The organism is Vibrio halioticoli NBRC 102217, from assembly GCF_000496695.1.
Classification (GTDB): domain Bacteria; phylum Pseudomonadota; class Gammaproteobacteria; order Enterobacterales; family Vibrionaceae; genus Vibrio; species Vibrio halioticoli.
This window is the reverse complement of record NZ_BAUJ01000073.1, coordinates 1-23144: the sequence shown is the minus strand read 5'-3', so window position 1 is coordinate 23144 and position 23144 is coordinate 1. Positions and strand designations below refer to the sequence as shown.

Below are 23144 nucleotides of genomic sequence, written 5' to 3'. Positions count from 1 at the left end.
CTTACCCTCAACCAAAGCTGGGGCTCGGTAACATGTCTTCGGCGTAACTATTAAGTTGAAGTTCGCCTTGTTTAACTTGTCATCTGAAATGGACAACTTGTGGTAACCCAAGGGTAAAGGTGTCATCAAGGTAAAACACTTTTGACCGGATGGTTTGATCGTCACTAGGGTGCTTCGCCCCTCTATATTTGCTCCTTGCTCTAAGCGAACCTGCCATTTGACGTTTTTGCTGAATGTTTCCGCTATAAAGAGATTCTCTGGGGCACCCACTTTAACAACCAATGTACGCTCTATTGAAGAATTGGCCCCAAGGTTAAAATTGTCGTAATTCGACGGGTGACTTACGCGGAAACTTTCCATGACTTTAGAGACGACCTTGCAACGAGCATCAGAGGGGTTACTGATGTCCTTGAGAGAAGCCTCGAACCCTGAGGTATAGTCTTTGGGGGAAATGTTGTCAGTCACAGTTTGTGTGTTGTTAAAATTATTCTAAGTAGTGCGGATTATGCGCTAATCAAAGTCATACATACCGTGATTAAGTTCTAAAAAACGTCTAATAATCATGGTCTTCGCAATCATACGAAATGACTGCCAATTGAGTTTATTGCCAATAAACATAGGAGGGCACAAGCGGTGCTTTTCAAGATATGTGACTCAGAATTGCTTATTGGGGTATTTTTCTCTTTAAAAATAGACAGTTAAACTCTTTGTGTGCAATATTCCCCCAACCTTCGTGTGGCCACCTATACGGAGAATGAACTTATCGGGGAAATGTGCGCAATACCCCTAGTTGCCTTTGCGATACGCATTTGAAGCTTTAAGACGTTCGCCTCTACGGTCTTCCAGTTAATGGATTGCCACAGTGCATTGTCAGAAGATGCACTAATCTCATTCGAAATCATCATTTGCTTTTCTTCCTTAATAAAGTTATTCAAACTCTCTCGCAACGAGAGACCAGTTGGAAGTGGGCTCACTTTCATGATCAGGCACAAGCCTGTATCTGCATCGTTACAATGCAGCCTTCGCTTTTTCCAACCTCCTATACCTGCATCACTATCGGCCACAGAGGCTTTCCCAGAGGGAGTGATACAGGCTTACCGTGTTCCGTATGTCACGCAATGTCAGTTTAGATGCCCGCTATGGTGCGGAGAGTTCAATGATCACGAAAGAGCATGGGGCAATCTCTTTCCGACTCTCGTGCCTTTTTGGCTACAGCGTATTAACCACTTCCGCTGTTTGCAAACATAACGCGCCTTGAGCGGATTCACATATGTTCATCATGCTGACTACCTAGCACTCACCCGATTGTGGTTATCAGGAGGATCGTCCTCTCACGATTCAAATCCCGAACGGCATGACCCCGTTCTTCGTTACATTGTCAGAGCCGCTACTTTATTCAGGCTCCTAGGTTCATCTGGTGATACAGATGGTTCACACATTAAGCGGTGAACAGCGCTTCATACGACTTCACGTCGCACGCCCCGAAGTTTGTTAGACTATTTGCTTAGTTCTACTATTCACTCCAAATATGCCCTAAGTTTTCTAATGGCTAGATTTCAGTTCAGTTTAGTGAACTCGAATCGTCTGCAAAAACTATGGATTTGCCTTGTGGTTTGTAACAAAGATTTTATTTAGTGGGCTTACAGAACCTGCGAAGTGTTCACCAATTACATGCGTATAGATTTGTGTCGTTGCTACATCTGAGTGGCCTAGCAATTCTTGAACAGTACGGATGTCTTGCCCAGAACGCAGCAATTCAGTTGCAAAGCTATGACGAAAAGTATGACAGGTGATTCGCTTGTTGAAGATTTTTGCTAGTTGTACGGTACGTTTTAAGGCCTTTCGTGGTGAAGAATCGTGCAGATGATGGCGACAAAGTTGATTAGTTAGTGGATGTCTACAGATAGTCATTGAAGGGAAGATAAACATCCATAAAGTTTGTTTAAACGCGTTGGGATACTTTTTACCAAGAGCATGAGGTAATGATGGGCCAATACCTTGTTTATTATCATTTCTCTGTATTGTTGATACTCTTTCTATTTGATGTTGGAGTGATGGGATGAGGGCGGGGCTCAGTAGTGTCACTCGATCTTTTTTGCCTTTCCCATCACGCACGGTTAACGACAAGTTAGTGAAGTCTAGATCCTGCACCCTGAGTCGTAAACACTCATTGGCTCTAAGTCCTGATCCATAAAGTAATGAAAATATCGTGTGATTCACACCTGATAGATGCGAGAGAATAAGTTGCACTTCGTTGGCCGTTAGCACGTTTGGTAGCTTGCGTGTTTTTTTGGCATAGGTAAAACCTAAATCTCCCAATGGTGTTTGTAAAAACTGATTGTAGAGATATGCAATCGCGTTGAGAGCGACTTTTTGAGTGTTGATTGCTACGTATTGCTCGTTGGCAAGATAAGAAAGAAAAGCCGTTACTTCATTTTCTCTCATATCTTTAGGATGTTTTAGTTTGTTGAAGCGGATGAAGTATTTAATCCAATATAAGTAGGCTTTTTCTGTTTTGAGACTATATCCCCGCATTCGAATATGTCGTCGAATTTCTTCTAGAAATTTGCTAGCCATCCCCCACCTCCTTTCACTGTGTATTTATACAGTTTATTCGAGTTGAATTTAGTTTGAGTATGAAAAATGGCTTGTTTTTCCGAGAACCTAGTCTCATTTTGTCGATAGCGGATTTAATAAATTATTGTTATTAAAGGGAATAACGCAATTCTTATCTAAGATAACGCGCACTATTAAACAGTGATAACACGCACGCTCGTTTTTATGTAAAGACAGAATGCGAAATGTGAAGTATATACATTAAATTTCAGTGATTTATGGTAGCTTGAATGAAAGTTAGGCAAGCGGAAAAAGGAGCGGGCCTGTTATTAACAATGTTATATGCAACCAAGCTTCATTATCCACTTTTAATGAAGCTTGATTGTTTGAATAGAGGCTACTTTACAGAAACTAGGTCAGTGTTCCATGCTTCAAATTCTTCGCCATCAGGCTTGTTATTACATGAGTAGCACAAAGGCAATATATATTCTTTTCCACCTTCACCAGACTTGATTACATGACCTCCGACATCTGCGTCGCCAGAGCAATCCATATTTTCACATTGGTTTGCTTCTTGTTCTTTTTTCTGTTCCCAAAAATCTAGCCAACTTGTGTAACCTGATGGAGGATTCTTATCTCCAGTACCATTCTTATTTTTTTACTTTTATTCTTCCCATAACGTACACCATTGATCGTTTGAAATGAGCAATAATACTGGCATGATTTATTAATCTTTCAACATGATATCTTTCATAATGTGGTATGGTGCAAGATATTGCATATAACAAACGACTATGGCGTCAATGATTAGTTTTTGGCTGTGTTTTCATCCCACATGACGCCATCTCTCAGCATAGAATTAAGGGTTACAACCATCTTTCGAACACACGCTATTATTGCAACTTTCTTTGGCTTTCCTGCAGCTACAAGTCGAGCATAAGTTGCTTTGAATACGGGGTTACATTGCATGGCTGACATCATTGCCATATATAACACTGTGCGTACTTGCGCTCGACCGCCTTGGATCACGCGCTTACCTTTGTAACGCCCACTTTCGCGTGTTATTGGAGCGACGCCAATCAGTGATGCCGCTTGTTTATTTGTAATGTAGCCAAGCTCTGGTACGTTGCTAATTATTGATGCCGCGGCAATGTTTCCTATTCCTGGGACGCTCTGCAATATTGTATTTTTTGCCTGAGACTCCGGGCTATCTTCAATGAGCTTAACTAGTTTTTCTTCTAACTTGGTGATTTGATTTTTTATCGTGGTTAGCATCGGTTTGATAGTTGAATGGAGAGAAGCTGGAAGTATCTGTATTCGGTTCTTTTCCATAGTTTGCATAGATAGCAACTGATTTCGGCGAATGACTAAGTCACTCATTAAGCGTATGTTTTTGGGTTTTATGACAGTAAGATCTGGTTTGATTGCTTCTCCATAGTGAACGATCAACTCTGCATCTAAACGATCATTTTTGGCTCTGCGGCCAATAGCACCAGCGAATCGTTTTATATGGACAGGGTTTGCTCTAACAATAGGTAGTTGAGCCTCTACACATGCTAAAACAAAAGGCATTTCTAATCGGCCTGTTGCTTCAATAACTATACGTTCAGGATTATGACTTTTAATCGTTTCGAGTGCTTTCTTGATGCCTTTATCATTGTTCTCTACTGAGAAAAATAGGTCTAATGGCCTGATGTGGATATCTAATTGTGTTTTGCCGGTATCAACTCCAACGTTGATGCTTTGATTGATTTTAATATTCATAATAAGCTAACTCATGCTTGAGTAATACGGGTTCGAGACCCAGTCGACTATTCGAGGTTTATGCTTGGAGTCCTATGTAGCGTTCATGTTTGTTATCGGTCTCTCGATAGAGGAGCCTGCATTTAAACGAACTGCTACATAGAAAGCTTTAGTTGCAGCTAAAGCTAGGGTCTCACATTACCCGATTGGAGTGCTTATTATCCATACAAGAAATTCAAGGGTGATTCGTAACGCTTGGCATTTTTGCTATGCGTTGCGTTTAGTGTTTAAGGGATATGCGCGACTTCGTTATTGCATTGCTTACACCTTAACATGGCGTTGATATGACCCCCACTGTCAATTAAAAATACAAGAGTTCCTGCTCCTGTATTCCCAAAGCCTTTTAGCTTTGTCAGTAGTAGTGTTACCGCATAGGTGAAACAAGTAATGTCGTCGGTTCTCATGCTGATATACGTGGATTACTCACCATCCGATGAGCAGAGCCTACCTTACTTATTCCGTCTTGGCACCTGTCTTCAGTCTATGCTCGTGGTTCAATAAAGCTTGTGCTCTATTGCCGTCCTAACGCCGTCGGTGGTTGCGCCACACCCGATGTTTCATCCTATGCGATAACACTAATTCTTTTCTCATGCTGGCAGCCTTGCGATACGAGTTTTCGGGTCGACTTGACTAACAACCACCTCTCTTGCGATGGCCCAGATATAAGCAATCATCTCACGGGCGATAGCGACCACGACAACACTGCGATGTTTTCCTTTTTGAAGCAATCGCTGATAACGACGACACAACCGTTGTTGGGCTTGCCAGGCGATATCAACAATCTCTTTAGGTAAACCCTCTTGTCTACGTAAGAGTTCTACAGAGATATTCGCTTTGTGTTTGTAAGTATGTGCCCCTTCAACGAGTAATCGCCTTGCTCGGGTATTTCCACACTTAGTGAGACTGCCACGCTTGCTCTTTCCACCACTGGAGTTTTCAGTTGGCACTAATCCTAGATAAGCCATGAACTTTCTGGGATGGTCGAACCGGCGCAAGTCTCCCAGTTCGGCAATGGTGCCGAGAGCGACGAGCAGTCTGACGCCACGCATGGCTTAGATAGCTTTAACAACAGGGTAATAGCGCCAGTTTTTCACTTGGTGAAGTAGTTCATTATTGAGTCGTTGTAGTCGCTGCATTCGCTCACTAATAGTGATTATCATCTCTTGTAGAACGATTTGCTGACTATGGTGAGGCAAGATGAGGTCGGTCAGCCACCGTAGATGCTTTTTGGACCGGTTATCTTTCACCGTTGCTTGAATATTGTTTCTTAGAAGGAAGCCTTTGAGTTGGAACTTGGCGTCCTTGAGGTCTTTCATGGCCGTTTCACGCGCGCGAGATAAATCTCGAATAGCTTCATCTTCTGATTCTGGGACGTAAATAGGTGTCAGCTCTTCAGCTTTAAAAAGCTTGGCAAGTTTTGCTACGTCTCGTTTGTCTGTTTTTACTCTATCGCCTGACTTTTTAGGTATTAGAGAGGGTGCAATTACGTAGCAACAATGACCTAGGCTAGTGATCAAGCGGTAAGTCCAATATCCACATGGCCCAGCTTCGTAAACAAAGTGAAGCGTCGCTTTAGGGTATTTGGATTGCAGTTGCTGCGCCAATTTAATGAGCACGGACTTATTAGACTTAATACGTCCAAGGTGCTCCGGTTTAGCACCACGATGATCTTGTAAAACTGCGACCTGCATAAAAGACTTGTGTGTATCTAAGCCAATGAAAATTATGCTATCGTTATTCATGCTAGCCTCCAAATTTAGTTGTTTGCACACTAATTATGGCTCTGGCGTCAAGCTAACCCACGATATTGAAGGCTAGCACCTCGCGGGGGTCATTATGTCTATGCATTCCTCCAATTTTACGATTCAAGGATGATTCAAAAGTGGTTTTAATCACAGGTGGCGGCCGAGGTATCGGCGCAGGGACCTCCAAATTATTTGCATCAAAGGGTTATGCGGTTTGCATTAATTACAAGTCCACTTCGGCTTCGGCTGAAGCGTTAGCTCAAGATATGGGCTTGTTGCAAAAATAGCCGTCTAAATTCAAAATCAGCATTTTGGCCGGCAGCTGAGCATCATCAATGAAGAATCCCGAGTTCAAATGGAAGCACTTTGTTCCTGAGGTTATCTTGTGGCGTCTTCGTTGGTACGGCTCGACGCCCATGAGCAATGCCAACCTCAGTGATATCTTGGCCGAACGCGGGATTTCAGTTCACCGCTCAACCATTTACCGGTAGTTTATTGAATACTCGCCAGCATTGCGTAAGAAGTTACGCCGTTACCAGTCTATTCGTTATGACTCCTCGTGGCAGGTTAATGAAACCTACATCAAGTTCAAAGGAAAGTGACAGTACCTGTACCGTGCTATGAATAAGCAGGGCGAAACACTGGACTTCTACTTTTCACAGAAGCGCAATAAGCATGCGGCCTATCAGTTCCTTAAGCGCTGCTTGCGTCCCTACAAACAGGACAAGCAACCTTATACGCTAAACTCAGATAAGCATTCCTCGTATGCTCATCCCATAGCCAGGCTGAAGAAGGAGGGGAGACTGCGGGAAGATGTAGCTCACCGGCAAGTGAAATACCTCAACAACGGTATTGAGTCTGACCATACCCCCATCAAGAAATTAATAGTGGCTACTGGCGGGATTAAGGTACGAAAACGGGCCTGGTCAACCCTCGAAGGATTCGAATCGCTTCGAATGTTGAACAAAGGCCAATTTGATTCCTGGTTACGCACGGATAATCCGAAGACGAGGATATGGGAGCGATCTGCCTTTATGAATCGACTATTCAATGTTGAGTATGTTGATCTGTGATTACACCGCGCTTTGATAGCTAAAGTGGGCCAAGCAAATTTTTTGCAACAGGCCCATTACAGACTTTTAGACTTAAAACTGATCAAACTTTCCATGCTTGTGGGCTAAATTTCCGCACTACAGCAACCGACGGACTATATCAAGAAGCTTGTCACGCTTTGCCTTTCGGTTTGACAAGATTTGTTCATTAGCACTCAACATGCATATTTGAAAGAGATTTTTGGCTATATCGATGCCGACAACTTTAATAGACATGATGATTACTCCTATTCTTACTGGTTGCGCCATTAGTTTGGTACACCAGTACTAGAAGGGAGGTGCGTCCATCACATCAAAGCCTTTACCCTTATCACCATACGAAACAATGCGAGTATTACTATATGGAATAGTAAGCATAAAAATTATCAAATAGACTCATTTAACAAGGTCTTTGTAGAATCACATCAACCACAATATTAATAAAATTAGATAAAGAGCATGAAACTAAATAAAAAAATATTTGAGAATGCAATAGAAAGTAAAGTCGCACTGGTTGATGAAAATTCGCAATTCACTTACCAAGAACTACAAGTTTGTGTCAAAGAATATGCTGCACAGCTGCAAGAAGCAGGTGTTGTTGCGGGTGATGTCGTCGTAATCCGATTTGAACCGAGCACACATGTTATTGCTCTTATTCTAGCACTTTGGGAGCTGAAAGCCGCTTACGTGCCAATCAGTGAAGAGATGCCAGAAAGCCGAGTTAATACCATTATCAGTGACTGTGAGCCTAAGTTGATTCTTATTAGATCGCACGATGACGCTGGTCGCTTACAGCAGGTAGGACAAATTTCTGAGTACAATCTGTTCTCTAATGAATCAGGTCGAACCCGAGATACAGACGATTGTCGTTATATTCTGTACACATCAGGAACGACTGGTAATCCTAAAGGTGTGATTATCAAAGAAGATAACCTGCTGGCTTATATGAATGCAGTGGTGCCACTGGATAATCGTTCAAGTGATATTTACTCTCTAAGTCACTCGCTTTCTTTTGACATCTCTGTGAATGAATATTTGGCGTCTCTGGTTCATGGCGCGACGCTTGCAATCCCGTCGACCAAAACACGCAAAAATATAATTGCCTATTTCGATTTTCTTCAAAGATTCGACGTCAATCGCCTCCACCAGACTCCTTCAGCCTTTATACCACTGATGAGTTTGATGATTGAAAAACAATCAGAGGTCTGCTTACCGTTGCGTCGAGTTGATTTTGGAGGTGAGCCGCTAGACATTCGTAAACTTGAGCCTTTGAAAGGTAGTGTTTACAAAGATCTGGAGCTGACTAATGGTTACGGCCCAACAGAAGCAACTGTGCTAGCATCTGTTAAACAACTCGATCTAACTCACGACGCTGAAAGCAATGGCAATATCGGTACGCCATTATCTAGCGGTAAGATCCGTTTATACAAAGACGATCAAGAAGTGGAGCACGGCGAAGTAGGGGAGCTAACCATCTTTGGTAAGCAACTTGCCGATGGCTACTTGAACAACCCGGAAAAAACTAAGCAGAGTTTTACTGAATTAGATGGTCAGCGAGGCTATCGAACGGGAGACCTAGCAAGGTTCAATGACGCAGGTGAGCTAATCATTTTTGGCCGAATAGACAATCAGGTGAAGATCAATGGCTACCGTATCGAGCTCGAAGACATTGAATCGAACTTACTGTCAACAAACCTTGTGAAAGATTGCGCAGTTGTCGTCGACCGTAGTACTCAGATGGATAATATGGTGTGTTTCTATGTTGCAGATTCTGCACTGGAGCGAAATAACTTCATTGATGCGTTATCCCGGCTATTGCCTGAATACATGGTCCCTCAAACCTACGTCAGTGTAGCGGAGATCCCTCTAAATCAGTCTAGTAAGCGCGATACCAGAGCACTACTCGCTATTCTAGATGCCTCAAGAGAATCCAGCAGTGGAATGGATTCCTCACAACTACATAAAATCGTCAGTCGCTATACGGCCGCATTCCTCAGTAATGAGAACTCTACCTTAGCCGATTTAGGGTTCGACTCACTCGCTGTCATGGCCTTAACCGTCGACTTGTCAAAGGCGTTTAATGTCCACTTATCCATCAAAGACATTACGTTTGCGACGACACTAGCAGAAATTGAGACATGTATTGAAAACACGCAAAGTGATGACACTCAATATAAGAGTTGCCAGACATACCCGGCAAACACCTCACAACAGCGTTACTACAAAAACTATAAAACGTATCCATTTAACGACCGCCTCACCTCAGTATTCAAGTTTGGAAATGATATTCGTCCATGTAGACTTGAGGCATTCTCAACCCTTTTAATCTCTAAGCACAATGCGTTACGAACAGCGATCAACGAAACGGATGCGGGTTTGGTGGCTGACGTGCGCGAGCGTGTCGACAACATAAAACACTATATTAGCAACGATGAGCATTTTGACCCATTAACCATGTTAGAAGAGGCGAATTGGCCGTATAGCTATGAAGACGGTAAAGTGTGCAACATATTGATCGTCACGGCGCCAAATGCAACTTATCTCTATTTCAATGTCTCTCATATGGCGTTCGATGGCTTCTCGTACAGTATACTATTAGAAGAGATCAAGTCATTCCTGACTGATGGGACGTTGCTCGATAACGGCGCGGGTGACTATGCGGAACTCTCTGCTCATGAGCAGGCAAACTGGCAAGAGATGAAAACGAAATTTGCAGCGAGTCAGCCAAAGCTGAACTCATTGTTTAGCGACCAAGGTTTCAAAGCCTGCCCAGCCTCAAAACCAGGGACAGAAGGAAAAGCAAGATTTGCTGAGATCTTACTCACTACTGCGCAAACTCAAGCCGTAGACAAACTGCTCAAGCAATCCAACACGTCACATCTACATTTCTTTTGTGCGCTATTTGCGAAAGTAATCGGTCAAGTTAATGGCCTTTCAAAAGTTAACGTCGTCAGTCCAATTTTACAGAGACCCACGGTACGCTCTTACAACACAATTGGTTGCTACCTGAATCTGATGGTGTCGGCCTACAACGATATTGAAGGCGATCTTCAAGCCGTCGTCGAACGGAGTGTTGATGACTTTAATTTCGTCTTCGATCTTACAGATGTGTCTTTTAATATCATCAAAAAAGATATTGGGGGCTATGTCAGTGATGTTGTCGTGGGGGGTGAAATAGATTTCGACGAGTCTGAATTAGAATCATTAGGTTGTGAGTCAGTAGATGTAGACAATTATGCGATTTCTAAGAATGCTTACTCATTATTCTACACCATCGATCAATTGAACCAACAAGTTCACTTAACGTTCCGGTTTAATTCTTCACTGGTTGACGAAAACGCATCCGGAGCAATCCTGGACGTTGCCCAGCAATTAATCGATTCACTATAAATAATTTCTAAGAATAAATATAGATACTTCAATAGGAAACAACTGCGCATGTATACGGAAATCTGTACTGACGAAGCAAAGAATGCACTCTATTCTCTCATCGAGAGAGAAGTTAAGACAAATCCATATAAGAACTACGATGGATTTCTCATCGATGTAAAAAGAGTCGCAAATGAATTACCAGAACAAACTTCATCTATGTTTAAAACTATTCGAAATTCTATTGATAATGATAAAGAGCAAGTTTTTCTGATAAGAAACTGTCCTATCGATAAGGACTTACCTGAATTAGGCAATGAAGATCCGGTAAATGTAAAAAGAGCGACAAAAAAGACGTTTGTGGGAGAGGCATTACTGGCTTTGTACTCCATTTGTTGTGACATGCCAATCCTCTCTTACACTACAAGAAATGAAGGTGACTTTTTCCAAGATGTGAAAGCAATGGATAAGTACAATCTAACCCAAACTCAAAAAACAAATGGTGCCCTTAATTGGCATAATGACCGTACCGCACACCCCGTGCGTGCCGATTATTTAATGTTACTGGGGTTACGCGTGCCGGAGCAAAACCGCATTGAAACCCATTATATTGATGCCAAAAAGGTAATTTCCCAGCTCCCTAATCACCATATCTATGAACTGAATCGCAACAGCTTTTATACGCCGTATGATGATTTCTCGCGAGACAGTAACGCGAATCAACAAAACTCTGAGCCGCACAGTATCATTTACGAAGGAGACAAATTGCGTTACTACGACGACCGTACAAATATTCTTAATCCTTCTGTCGAAAAGTCGAAAGAAGCACTTGAGAACTTGAAAAAAGTCATCAATGAATCGCAAGTCGACATAAAAGAGATCCAAGAGTCAGACCTCTTTATTTTCCCAAACTTAAAGGGGTTACATGCGCGTCAATTGGCAGGGATCCAAGATTTTGCAGCACAGTCGGAGCGCTGGCTTCTCAAAACCTATAACTTTGAGTCGAGTCGGGTGGCCAATAGGTATAGCTATCTCTATACCGAAAAATTTGGCCAAGTAAACGATGACTGCCTGACGGTATAGTCATGCTATTCACTACCTTACGCCAAGTTACTCGTACTAATCAACTGAACATTGCCTGCGTCGCGATCATCAGTCTCGGTAGCTATGCAATTGTTCCATTTTTAGGGGTATACACTGTTCAACAATTGGGTCTGTCTGTAATTGAGGCAGGGTATCTGGTCGCGCTGCGCTACTTTGTGCAACGCGCACTTTCCATTTTTGGTGGGTATATTTCAGACAGATATGGAGAGCGTTTACCGATACTGCTGGGGTTATCCAGCCGGGCGATTTCCTTCATGTTGCTTGCGTTTGCAGATGATATTTACACCATGGTGTTATTCGTACTTCTAAACGGTATTGGCTCGTCGCTCTTTCTGCCTGCGGTTACTAAGTTGCTATATAAAGACAGTTGCGAAGCACAACGAATTGCCTCATTGAAAATGGCAGCGATCAACATCGGGGGCGCTGTTGGTCCCGTAATCGGTTTGCTTGCCCTGACGGAGTATTTCCAACAGTTTTGCTATGCTAACGCATTGGTCTATCTGTGTTTATGGGGCTTTTACTTTAAGTACTGTGACAAGATGAAAACTAATACTAAGGCATTTAATTGGCAAGAAGTCCTTCATTTTGCACGCAGTAAAAACATGGCAGAAGTCTTCCTGTTTAAGTTTCTCGTGTGTTTCATGTACGCCAATTTGGAGTATGCACTACCGCTTTACTTCTCTGAAGTATTTAGTCCCACGTATGTCACGTACTTATTTATCGTGAATGCTTTACTGGTAATTCTGTTCCATGATGTCTTTATCAACTACACAAAACAATATTCAGCCTCGCTGATTTTGGTTCTGTTTCCATTAGCCTATTTAGGGTTCTATTTGATGACTTACCTTTCAGGTTTGCCTGTGCTGTTGATGTTTTCGCTTGGTATTATCTGCTTTACCCTGGCAGAGGTCAGCTTATTTTCAAGAGTAGAAGCGATGTGCGCCGATAGTTCAGGCGATTACCTCGGCATTGCGCTTGGGGTTGTCAATATCTTTGGCGCTCTCGGGTTTGGTGCTGCCAATATGCTCTCTGGCGTCGTGTTGAGCTCTTTCGAGTATTCAACGTTCTTACTGGGGGCTTGTGCGCTTTTTTGTACGGTTAATGCGGTCATGCTTCTATGCCAAAGGAGAAAAATATTATGTATGGGCTAGTTTTAGGTCGCTATAGAGAGCAGTTAGACGTTCTCGCTGAAAATGGCGCGCAACTTATACGCTTGCTAAAACGATCAGATTATCAAAATGAACTGGAGCGCAATATTGGTCGTCATGTTCCAGCACAATTTGTGATTGTCTCGGATAAAGAGTATGACAAGCTTGACTCTCTGAAGGAGATAGCGTCAGCTGTCTCTGAGCAACTAGACCTTCAGTTTGTCATTACATTTAATGATAGTTGCCAGCTTAAAGCGTGCCGGCTTTCCCAATTTCTAGAGCTTAATTATCTCTACACAGAGGCATCAATAGAGCGCTCTTTTTCCAAACAAAAAATGCGTGTGGCATTAGGCACATCAGCAATTAATATTGACTGGTGCATGGCTCAAGATAAAGCAGAACTTAGTACCTTTTTTGACCATTGCTCAACAGGCATTGTGGTAAAGCCGGTGAGTGGGGAGGGCTCGAAGGATGTAGGTATCGTTCATAGCCGCGAGGAACTTGGCGCTTTTAAGGTATCATTTCCTGCACTTTGTGAAGCCTATGTTCAAGGACAGGAGTACAGCATTGAAGCAATTTCTATTGGTGGGCATCATGAGGTCGTTGCGATTGCTAAGAAGCAACTCAACCCAGGTACGATGATAGCAGAAGCCCACATCGCGCCGGCACCTATCTCAGATGCCGTTATAGAAGGTATTACAAGCGCCATGGTTGAAGCACTGGATGCTCTCGGGTTTGTGAATGGTGTTTCTCATACCGAAATCCTAGTGGACAAGCAGGGAGCTCAAGATCAAGTAAAAATTATCGAGAGCCACACACGGGTAGGCGGCGCATTAATGACCGATTTAGTCAGTTGTACGTATGGCGTTGACCTTATTGAGCTTAACGCTCTACAAGTATTAGGAATGGATATAGCGCCTCACCTACACCGATACAAACGACAAAAGCCAGTTGTCAGTGTGCTGTGTTATAAGTTTTATCACTACAATGATCCAGTGCTATTTAAAGATTTCAATCTAGACCCATTTTCAGACTTTAGCTTAACACGAACAAAGGAGTTTGTGCCTCGAGGTAAAGCCATTAAGGATGTGAATTCCGTGGTCGATAGACTCATAGGGGTTGTTGCACCAGTACATCAGTACAAGGAAGTAGATAATCTCTTATGTACGATGCGTGATGCACCTATAACGACTGTCCCGGATAAAAACAACTCAGACATACCCAAGGTCAAAACGGTAACGGCCACCAGAGAGTTAAGTAATAGTGATCCTGTTTGTCAACAAAACATAGCTATTCTCGGTACCATGCGCCCCATACATCACGCGTTAAAGAGCCTAGGTTTTAATCTGACGTTAATTATGGACCGATCATCGATGACACCTGCATATTGCTGTGCTATTTATGATCGGGTCATCATCGTAGAGCGCCAAGATGATCAATTGCTTGAAGATCTCGTTGAAGGTTTACACCGTCAAAAGCCGTTCGCGTCCATGGTTTGTTATACCGATAAGTGGCAGAAAAAAGCACTTTCAATATCGAAGCGGTTAGATCTTGAGTACTACTTGAATGAAAGTGCGGTTAAGCAATCCATATCCAAGCACCTAATGCGCACCGCTATTCCAGACAAATACAATCCTCATTTCCAACTGATCGACAATCAGGAGCAACTGTATCAGACTGTCTCTGCTGTGGATTACGACGTGATTGTTAAACCCATATCGGCGAGCGCCAGTAGAGGTGTGACGAGAATTCCTGCTGATTGCGAGGACCCTGCTTCACTCTATGGAAACAATGAAGGGGTGTATCCAGCATTATTGGAATCGTGCATTTTGGGTAAAGAATACAGCGTGGAAGCGTTCAGTCACAAAGAGCAACACAAAATTCTATGTGTTACCGAGAAGATGGTGGACAAGGCCAACTTCGTCGAAACAGGGCATCGTCTCCCTGCAGTATTAGATACCCCCGATGTGGAGGAGGCGGTGTCAGAGGCAGTTAAAGAAGTATTGGATAGCATTGGTCACACCAACGGTTTCTCGCATACAGAAGTCTTTATTCATAACAAAGATATCAAGGTTGTCGAAACTCACACACGTCTCGGCGGAGACAGAATACCTGAGATGCTGCACAGCGTATCAGGAATGGATCTCTTTTACTACTGGGCATTAATTTCTGTTAGGCACATAGTACCTGCGGTGGATAGTGAGCTTTCAGAGTTCGTAGCCAATTTCAAAACTGACGGCTTTGCTTGCATTATGTTTGCCTTACCTAAGGCGCAAGGGCTTTCTTTCGCCGGTATTGCCAATAAGCTAGCATTACTTGACATGCCTGGTGTGATTAATGTTTATGACATTATGCCGAAAGGTCATCGTCCAGAGCAGGTTCATCACAGTTTTGATCGCACGATGGCGATACAGGTAAAAACGCCTTGCTACGACAAGGTGATACAATTGTGTGAGACAGCGCTGAACCAAACGGAATTGCTATATCAATATCAACTGAGTTAAAAAAGTAACCTGTCAGCTGAATATTAAAACTGACAGGTTACTTTAAACCCAACAATTCAAGTTACGCCTTGACTATCCCCTCTATACTTTGGCTAAGGCATTTCGTCTCCTCGAGCATCGTAATAAAAGCCTGTGCTGCGTTGCTTAAGCTACGTTGTTGATGAAAAATGAGCCCCAACTCACGATCAAGCTCGACGTTCTTCACTTGAATTTCAATCAAGTCGTCATCCAGTAAGCTCTGTGGTAACACACCCCAACCTAGGCCAATTGATATCATCATCTTTATCGCGTCTAGGTTATGAACACTTTTATACTTGACCAGATATGAGCCATTTTTTTCAAAGGTTTCTTTGACGCGTAAATATGGACTCGTACCACACGTTGGCAAAATTGCTAAAGTATCGCTAAGGTCATCCAATGAGATGCATTCAAGAAGAGCAAGTGGGTGGTTGATGCTCACAGCTAAGCAGAGTTTGTCAAACCATAAGGGGGTCGTTTGAAGTTTGGTCGCTTGGGTTTCTGTCAGTGTTGCTAAACCAAAATCATGGTATCCCAGTGATACCTCAACATAGATTTGCTCAGAATCCATAAAATGCAGATCGGGTTCAACTAGCGGGTAGTGCCGAATAAATGCCTTCAAAATTGGCGGTAATCTATGCATGCCTATGTGGTGGCTTGTAGCAATACTGAGTTTACCTGTCACTTTGCCACTAACGTCATTCATCAATTGCACGACTGAATTGACATCTCGCAAAATGGTATCAGCTTTTGGTAGTAGCAAGTTACCAGTCTGTGTCAACGTAAGCTGACGTCCAATCCGATCAAAAAGGCGACAACCAAGCTGTACCTCGAGATTAGCAATACGCTTGCTTATAGCAGGTTGTGTTACATGTAGTTTTTTTGCCGCTGCTGAGATCGAGCCTAGGTTGGCCGTTGTGTAAAAGGCGAGTAGATTTCTGGTATCCATAATAATTCCATTTGTACAAGACACTAGCCTTTATTGTACATAATTTTTCATATTCCACATTGGAATGCTAGGGATAAAAACTATCAATTATTCTCGTTACGCGAAATTTTATACAATTGTTTCAACAATATGGGAAAACAGGAAGGTAGAGCTAATGTCAGGCCTAACACTATACGATAAACTGTGGCAATCACATTTAGTCAAAATGCGGGATGATGGCTCCGCACTGATTTATATCGATCGTCACATCCTGCACGAAGTAACATCTCCTCAAGCATTTGAAGGATTACGCACAGCAAAAAGACCGATGTGGCGTACGAGTTCTACCATTGCAACGGCCGATCACAATATCCCTACTACGGTCACAGAACGTGAAGCTGGATTGCAAGGCATATTTGATCCGATAGCAAAAATTCAGGTAAAGGCTCTTGATGACAACTGTGATGAATTCAACGTCACTAAGTACGGTATGAACCACCCCAAACAAGGTATTGTTCATGTCATAGGAGCTGAAACGGGAGCCTGTCTCCCTGGTATGACTATCGTATGCGGTGATTCGCATACGTCGACCAATGGTGCACTTGGCGCATTAGCTCACGGTATTGGTACCAGTGAAATTGAGCACGTCATGGCAACACAAACGCTTGTCGCCAAGAAAATGAAAAACATGCGTATCAATATTGATGGAGATCTGCGCCCGGCCGTTTCTGCTAAAGACATCGTTCTGTATATTACTGGTGAAATAGGAACTGCAGGTGCAACTGGCCACGCAGTAGAATTCGCTGGGAGCGCTATAGAGCGGCTGTCAATGGAAGGACGAATGACGATTTGTAACATGGCAGTCGAGCTCGGGGGCAGAGCGGGTTTAGTTGCGGTGGATAATACAACCCTGAATTACTTGAAAGGTAAAGAGCATGCACCTAAGGATGAAATGTGGGAGAAGGCGGTTACTGCTTGGGGATATCTCAGAAGTGATGATGACGCCATATTTGATACTGAAGTGAATATTGATGCCGCTAAAATCATGCAGCAAGTTACTTGGGGCACTTCACCTGAGATGGTCACTGATATCAACGGAAAGACACCAAACCCTGCCCAAGAGTCAAATCTTGATAAGAAACGTTCTATTGAACGTGCGTTGGCTTATATGGGCTTAAAGCCTGACCAAAATGTTCAAGATATTAACATCGACCGCGTGTTTATCGGTTCTTGCACAAACTCGAGAATCGAAGACATGCGTGCTGCTGCAGAGGTAGTAAAGGGGCAAAGAAAGGCTGATTCAGTGATCGAGGTAATCGTTGTCCCAGGATCCGGCGCTGTTAAACGTCAGGCCGAGGAAGAGGGCCTAGATGTTATTTTCAAAGACGCAGGATTTGAATGGCGTGAACCCGGGTGCTCAATGTGCCTTGCGATGAATCCGGATAAGCTTTTACCTGGCGAACGCTGTGCTTCCACTTCCAACCGAAACTTTGAAAGTCGCCAGGGATTTGGTGGTAGAACCCATCTGGTCAGTCCTGCAGTGGCCGCCGCTGCAGGTATTACAGGCCATTTCATTGAAGTTGAAATGTTGGTAGCTAGTTAAGGAGTATTGGAAGTGATGAAGAAATTTATTTGTTTGAATGGACTAGTCGGGCCAATTGATATAGCGAATGTTGATACCGATATGATCATCCCTAAACAATTTTTAAAGTCTATTAAACGCCACGGTTTTGGAAAATATCTCTTTGATCGCCTGCGTTACCTTGATGAAGGCGAACCAGATATGGCGTGCGAGAACCGTTCTTTAAACAAAGAATTTGTTTTAAACCAGCCTCGCTATCAAGGCTGTAGTGTCCTGCTGGCAAAAGAGAATTTTGGCTGTGGTTCTAGCCGGGAACATGCACCATGGGCGTTAGAAGACTTTGGTATACGCAGTGTTATTGCACCTTCATTTGCTGACATTTTCTACAATAACTGTTTTAGGAACGGTATTTTACCTATCATTTTGGACGCGCATATAGTCGAGCAGTTGTTCACGGAGGTAGCTGAAACCGAAGGCTACAAATTAGACGTTGATCTGGTGGGGCAAAAAGTCACGACTCCAAGTGGTGAGTGTTTTGGCTTTAGTGTTGATGAGTTCAGAAAGCAGCGCTTAATCAACGGCCAGGATGACATCGGGGTCACTCTCAACGATGCAGCAGAAATAAAAGCTTTTGAGCAAAAAGCCAAACAAGAAACTCCCTGGTTGTTTGCGGACTTGATCTAACGCGAAAGCCCTGCGGGGCTTCGGATTGTTGACTACCCCCACTTTTTTGTGGAGTTCTTTTTTTGTGAGCTGCCAAGCGGGCAATGGTAGTGCTACTTAATTGACACTACCGTACCCCTTTTTAGCTTGGCAAACTTCTCCCGAAGTTCTGCATTCTCATATTCAAGTTCATCAATATGAGCCAGAGCCTTAACTAATACCATTCTAAGTAAAAATATGATCTAATTAGGCTTGCTACTTTTACAAGAGAATGGATGCAATGGACAGCCTAAATGACATTGATTTTAAAAAGCATGCTAGCAAACAAAAATCTATACAGATGAAAATGCGATTACTCGCACTGGCTCATTTTAAGGATGGTCATTCTCGTACCCAAATAGCTAAGTTCCTTAAAGTTAGTAGGACTAGTGTAAATAAGTGGGTTCAAACATTCCTAGAAGAAGGCCTTGAAGGGCTACAAGAAAAACCAAGGACAGGTCGCCCTGCATTTCTTAACGTTGAGCAGCGTGAACAGTTGAGCCAGTTTATTAAGAGTCGAGCTGCGGATTCATCTGGAGGAAGGTTAACCGGTGCTTATATAGTGCAAGAGTTTGATAAACACTATCACCCGGATTCCATTTATTATTTGCTCAACCATATGGGCTTCTCTTGGATAACTTCACGATCTAAGCATCCTCATCAATCCCAACAAATCCAAGACGATTTTAAAAAAATTCAAAATTGAAACGATCCTCAAGATCCCAGGCCATATAGGCCTTGAAAGCGTTGATGTATGGTTTCAAGACGAGGCCAGATTTGATCAGCAAAATAGCACAACTCAACTTTGGGCTGAGCGTGGTTCAAGACCGAGAGTGGTAAAACAACAACAGTTTGAGTATGCGTATTTGTTTGGCTCAGTCTGTCCTTCGAAAGGTATTGGAGAAGCCATGGTTGTTCCTTGGGTAAACAAGGACATCATGATCGAACACCTTAAGCAGATATCTGAAGCAACCGAGAAAGGTCGTCACGCAGTGGTTATTATGGATGGTGCAGGATGGCATACCAATGATATTGCCGAGAGATTTAGTAATGTCAGTTTATCAAACTCCCACCTTATTCACCAGAGCTAAACCCTATAGAACAAGTTTGGAGTTGGCTCCGACAGCACTATCTTTCTAACCAAAGCTGCACTGAAACGGTATGATCAGCATGGAATCAGTTTGGTAGAATCGCTCAAATGTGCACAAGAGGTTGGATTGACCTGACCAGTTAGTTTTCCAGATTGGTATTATCACTAAATTTCTTCAAAAGTTTGTCGTAACAATCATATGAAATGGTACAATTACGCCATCGATTACTTCACAGTATGGTTGTCATGAAATTTGGACAATTTATTAAAAATTACTTTCCTGAGTGTACTCTTTCTACCCAACAAAATATAGTTCTCTCAACGAAATTAGGGTTCGAAGCTAAAAATGAACTGAATAATATTTTAAGTTGGCCTCCGAATGTATTTATGATCGTATACTCTCTATTAGAGTATACTGATAAATATCGTTTAATGGTATCTCCTCAATCTCATTTCACTTGGGATTATCAGAAAGACAATAAAACTGTACAGTTCATAACAGCTGAATGGTTGGCTCTTATATCTATTCAAAGTGGCCAACAAGGTAACTCAACTATTTCATCGTTTATTAATCTAGAATATTCACTCGGGAAAGTTTTTAGCTCTCAAAATTTTGATATTGATATTTATGACTTAATGAATACATCGGAATTTGCAACTTGCGCAATGTATCTTCTCTTATCCGTTGATGAGCTTTTTTCAGATGTAGACATATGTGACTATAAACTTGAAAATAGACTTCAGTTGTTGTTATTAATGAGGAATAGTTACTTCCCAAGCCAGCGAAAAAACTTAGCAGATAATGACTGTAAACTTGGTTTCGTTACATATAAAACTAGCGTCCCTCAAACTGGATTGACACTTAATAACCTGACACATTCACTCACATGTATCAAACCGTCAGTACTACCTGAAGTTGTTGCTAACAAGCACCTAAAACAGGGTTACAACAAAAAATCATATAATATTTTGTTTTTGCCTTGGCCATTTACAATAGAAAGCGATGCTTTTAAGCCAACAACTAATCAAATCAAAATGGATGGCTACTTTGGCTCGTTCGACTATCTTCCCGATGATAAGTATGAGCCTTCAAAGTTTTTACAAGCAATTTTGGCTACGCTTCGTCGTTGTGGCACTATAGATTTAATTGTTTTTCCAGAATGTGCCCTTAGCGACAAAACATTTAATAAGTATATGATTACTCTTCATCGATTATTTGATGGAAATGCACCTTCAATTTTATCCGGAATTTTTGGGAATGTTGGTTCGATCAGTACAAATAAAGCCAAACTATCATTTATTGGCGAGTTAGGTATTGATACTATTGAGCAGTCTAAGCACCACCGTTGGTTTTTGGATGAAACACAAGTTCGTAATTACAACCTTGCTTCATCGTTAGATCTAGGTAGAAAATGGTGGGAAAATATTGCTATTGACAGACGTCATTTAGTTACTCTCCATACTGCTAATGGAGTTAAGTTGTGCCCATTAATATGTGAAGATTTGGCGAGGCAAGAACCTGTGGCGCAAGCAGTTAGATCTGTTGGTCCTAACTTAGTTGTTAGTTTGCTACTTGATGGTCCCCAATTAGATTTCCGTTGGCCAGGCAAGTATTCAGCTGTTTTATCCGATGATCCTGGTTCATCCGTATTATCCGTAACAGCACCTGGTATGACACAGAGAGCTACAGGTCTTGGGCATCCTCCTAGCAGACAAGTGGCTTTATGGAGTGAGCCTGGTGGAAGTGCTGAAACTTTGAAGATTGACGAAGATGGTTTAGGTATTGTTATTGAATTAGAGGTTAAGGATGAGCCTATGTGGACGATAGATGGTCGTAAGAAAGTGAAACCGGTATTAAGGAAAAAAAAACACACCACAGTTTTGCCACGAGATGCTAATATAATTAATACGAGTGTACTAAGTTTGCAAACTGAACTTCGTAAGATAATCAAAAAATCAGGAGGCATTAAATGACATTAGAATTACACGAAAAACAACTAGTTCGTTCAATCCTCGACTTAGTCACACATAATCGTGACTTCGCTGTAGATTTCTTTAACACTGAAAACATCTTAGAAGATAGAGTAGAGCTAAGAGATAATTTACTTCCTATTAAACAGTTCGTACTAAAGCACCATAGCGACAATGAAGATGTGTATAAAAGAGAGCTTAAAATCTTTGTAAGTCATAATATAACTGACGCAGATATAAAAGCTATCTTTTACAATTCTCTCTCCATAGAATAACAGTTCTAGGTTTATCTACCAGTGTAGTGACAGATTGAAGTTGTCTACTTGGCTTGAGGGCCTGCTTAACTATGTTTCGACGTTTGGGGCATAACTTACTTAGAGCTTATGAACTATTCGAGTATATTGTAGTGGTTTAATGATCCCGGACACCCAATTAGGTGATAAAGTCACCACAATTAATGAGGTGTTCAATGACAAAACGACAACGACGTACATTTTCTTCTGAGTTCAAAATGGATGCAGCATGCTTGGTTCTTGATCAAGGTTACTCAGTTCCCGAAGCAGCACGCTCAATGGATGTTGGTGAAACGGTTTTACGGCGCTGGATCGAACAGCTTAAGATCGAGCGAGGTGGTATTACCCCAACGGCCAAAGCGCTGACTTCGGAGCAGATAAAAATCCAAGAGTTAGAAGCCCGGATTAATCGACTTGAGAGGGAAAAGTCGATATTAAAAAAGGCCACAGCTCTCTTAATGTCGGACGAGCTCGAACGCTCTCGTTGATTGATCACTTAAGGGAGCATGAATCAGTCAAGTTGTTGTGTGAGCTTTTTGATGTAGCTACATCTTGCTATTACGAGTTTAAACAGCGTAAACCCGATGCTAATCGTGTTCGGCTTGCTAGCAGGATAAGAGAGCTTTTTAACATTAGTCGTGGCTCTGCTGGAAGTCGCACGATTGTGTCTATGCTGCGCTCAGAAGGCATCAAAATTGGCCGATTTAAAGTACGGAAGTTAATGCATGAGGCCTGTTTAGCAAGTAAACAACCCGGCTCCCATCGATATAAATCGGCTAAAACAGAACGTCCAGACATCCCGAATTTGTTGAAAAGAGAATTCTCGGTAACCATTCCAAATCAAGTTTGGTGTGGTGATATTACTTATATTTGGTCAGGCTCAAGATGGGTATATTTGGCAGTTGTTCTAGACCTTTATAGCCGTCTAGTTGTTGGCTGGGCTCTATCCAACAAACCCGATTCGGCTCTAACAACTAAAGCTTTAGATATGGCTTGGGAACAGCGAGGGCGACCAGATGGTGTTATGTTCCACTCAGATCAAGGGGTTCAATACGGGAGTCGCAAGTTCCGTCAAAGACTCTGGCGATATCGAATGGCTCAAAGCATGAGCCGACGTGGAAACTGTTGGGACAATGCGCCGATGGAAAGGTTATTTAGAAGCCTGAAAACAGAATGGATTCCGGCAACTGGTTACATGAACCAAAACCAAGCCCAAAAAGACATCAGCTATTACCTGATG

The 23144-nt window shown here is 42.4% G+C and carries 13 protein-coding genes and 6 pseudogenes; 12 read left to right on the top strand and 7 right to left on the bottom strand.

Features of this window, described 5'->3' with window-relative positions:
* The 6 genes and pseudogenes from VHA01S_RS18570 to VHA01S_RS16595 all read right to left on the bottom strand — a co-directional run.
* A pseudogene (locus VHA01S_RS18570) lies at positions 1-360 on the bottom strand (hypothetical protein); the annotation flags it as partial.
* Positions 361-773: 413 nt separating this feature from the next.
* Positions 774-1064: pseudogene (locus VHA01S_RS18710) on the bottom strand (reverse transcriptase N-terminal domain-containing protein); the annotation flags it as partial.
* 529 nt (positions 1065-1593) lie between these two features.
* A complete protein-coding gene (locus tag VHA01S_RS16605) occupies positions 1594-2577 on the bottom strand; it encodes an integron integrase (RefSeq protein WP_023405500.1) in 984 nt (327 codons plus the stop codon).
* 376 nt (positions 2578-2953) lie between these two features.
* Positions 2954-3109, bottom strand: a complete 156-nt coding sequence (locus tag VHA01S_RS18435) for a hypothetical protein (protein WP_023405499.1) — start codon at positions 3107-3109, stop codon at positions 2954-2956.
* A gap of 254 nt (positions 3110-3363) precedes the next feature.
* Entirely contained in the window at positions 3364-4320 is a 957-nt protein-coding gene (locus tag VHA01S_RS18560; RefSeq protein WP_023405498.1) for an IS110 family RNA-guided transposase, read from the bottom strand.
* A 626-nt stretch (positions 4321-4946) separates the two neighbouring features.
* Positions 4947-6101, bottom strand: a pseudogene (locus VHA01S_RS16595) (IS110 family RNA-guided transposase).
* A 113-nt stretch (positions 6102-6214) separates the two neighbouring features.
* On the opposite strand from VHA01S_RS16595, the pseudogene VHA01S_RS18230 reads away from it, so the two are divergent.
* From VHA01S_RS18230 to VHA01S_RS16570, 6 genes and pseudogenes are all read left to right on the top strand, one after another.
* Positions 6215-6367: pseudogene (locus tag VHA01S_RS18230) on the top strand (SDR family NAD(P)-dependent oxidoreductase); the annotation flags it as partial.
* A gap of 72 nt (positions 6368-6439) precedes the next feature.
* Positions 6440-7177: pseudogene (locus VHA01S_RS16590) on the top strand (IS6 family transposase).
* A gap of 477 nt (positions 7178-7654) precedes the next feature.
* The gene (locus VHA01S_RS16585; protein ID WP_023405493.1) at positions 7655-10585 is read left to right on the top strand and encodes a non-ribosomal peptide synthetase; all 2931 of its coding nucleotides are present in this window, start codon (positions 7655-7657) and stop codon (positions 10583-10585) included.
* Positions 10586-10633: 48 nt separating this feature from the next.
* Complete coding sequence (locus VHA01S_RS16580; protein WP_023405492.1) at positions 10634-11647, top strand: TauD/TfdA family dioxygenase; 1014 nt, start codon at positions 10634-10636, stop codon at positions 11645-11647.
* Between the two features lie 2 nt (positions 11648-11649).
* On the top strand, positions 11650-12819 hold the full coding sequence (locus tag VHA01S_RS16575) for an MFS transporter (protein ID WP_023405491.1): 1170 nt from the start codon (positions 11650-11652) through the stop codon (positions 12817-12819).
* Positions 12807-15320 (top strand): ATP-grasp domain-containing protein, encoded by a 2514-nt coding sequence (locus VHA01S_RS16570; protein ID WP_023405490.1) that lies wholly within the window; start codon positions 12807-12809, stop codon positions 15318-15320. Before VHA01S_RS16575 ends, VHA01S_RS16570 begins: the two co-directional genes overlap by 13 nt.
* Before the next feature lie 61 nt (positions 15321-15381).
* On the opposite strand, the gene VHA01S_RS16565 is transcribed toward VHA01S_RS16570, so the two are convergent.
* On the bottom strand, positions 15382-16287 hold the full coding sequence (locus VHA01S_RS16565) for a LysR family transcriptional regulator (protein ID WP_023405489.1): 906 nt from the start codon (positions 16285-16287) through the stop codon (positions 15382-15384).
* Positions 16288-16441: 154 nt separating this feature from the next.
* On the opposite strand from VHA01S_RS16565, the gene leuC reads away from it, so the two are divergent.
* The 6 genes and pseudogenes from leuC to VHA01S_RS16525 all read left to right on the top strand — a co-directional run.
* Positions 16442-17869 carry a 3-isopropylmalate dehydratase large subunit gene (gene leuC, locus VHA01S_RS16560; protein WP_023405488.1) on the top strand — a complete coding sequence of 476 codons (1428 nt, stop codon included), beginning with the start codon at positions 16442-16444 and terminating at the stop codon, positions 17867-17869.
* Between the two features lie 15 nt (positions 17870-17884).
* The gene (gene leuD, locus VHA01S_RS16555; protein WP_023405487.1) at positions 17885-18532 is read left to right on the top strand and encodes a 3-isopropylmalate dehydratase small subunit; all 648 of its coding nucleotides are present in this window, start codon (positions 17885-17887) and stop codon (positions 18530-18532) included.
* 259 nt (positions 18533-18791) lie between these two features.
* Positions 18792-19784 (top strand): annotated as a pseudogene (locus tag VHA01S_RS18225) (IS630 family transposase).
* A 102-nt stretch (positions 19785-19886) separates the two neighbouring features.
* Positions 19887-21614, top strand: coding sequence for a hypothetical protein (locus VHA01S_RS16540; RefSeq protein ID WP_023405484.1), 1728 nt, complete (start codon positions 19887-19889; stop codon positions 21612-21614).
* On the top strand, positions 21611-21886 hold the full coding sequence (locus VHA01S_RS16535) for a hypothetical protein (protein ID WP_023405483.1): 276 nt from the start codon (positions 21611-21613) through the stop codon (positions 21884-21886). Before VHA01S_RS16540 ends, VHA01S_RS16535 begins: the two co-directional genes overlap by 4 nt.
* Positions 21887-22080: 194 nt before the next feature.
* Positions 22081-23144 (top strand): IS3 family transposase gene (locus VHA01S_RS16525; RefSeq protein ID WP_255209311.1). Its coding sequence is split into 2 segments (ribosomal slippage), with 1065 coding nucleotides annotated over them: positions 22081-22339 and positions 22339-23144; the frame shifts between segments, so codons are not numbered across the junction. This gene is flagged as partial in the annotation.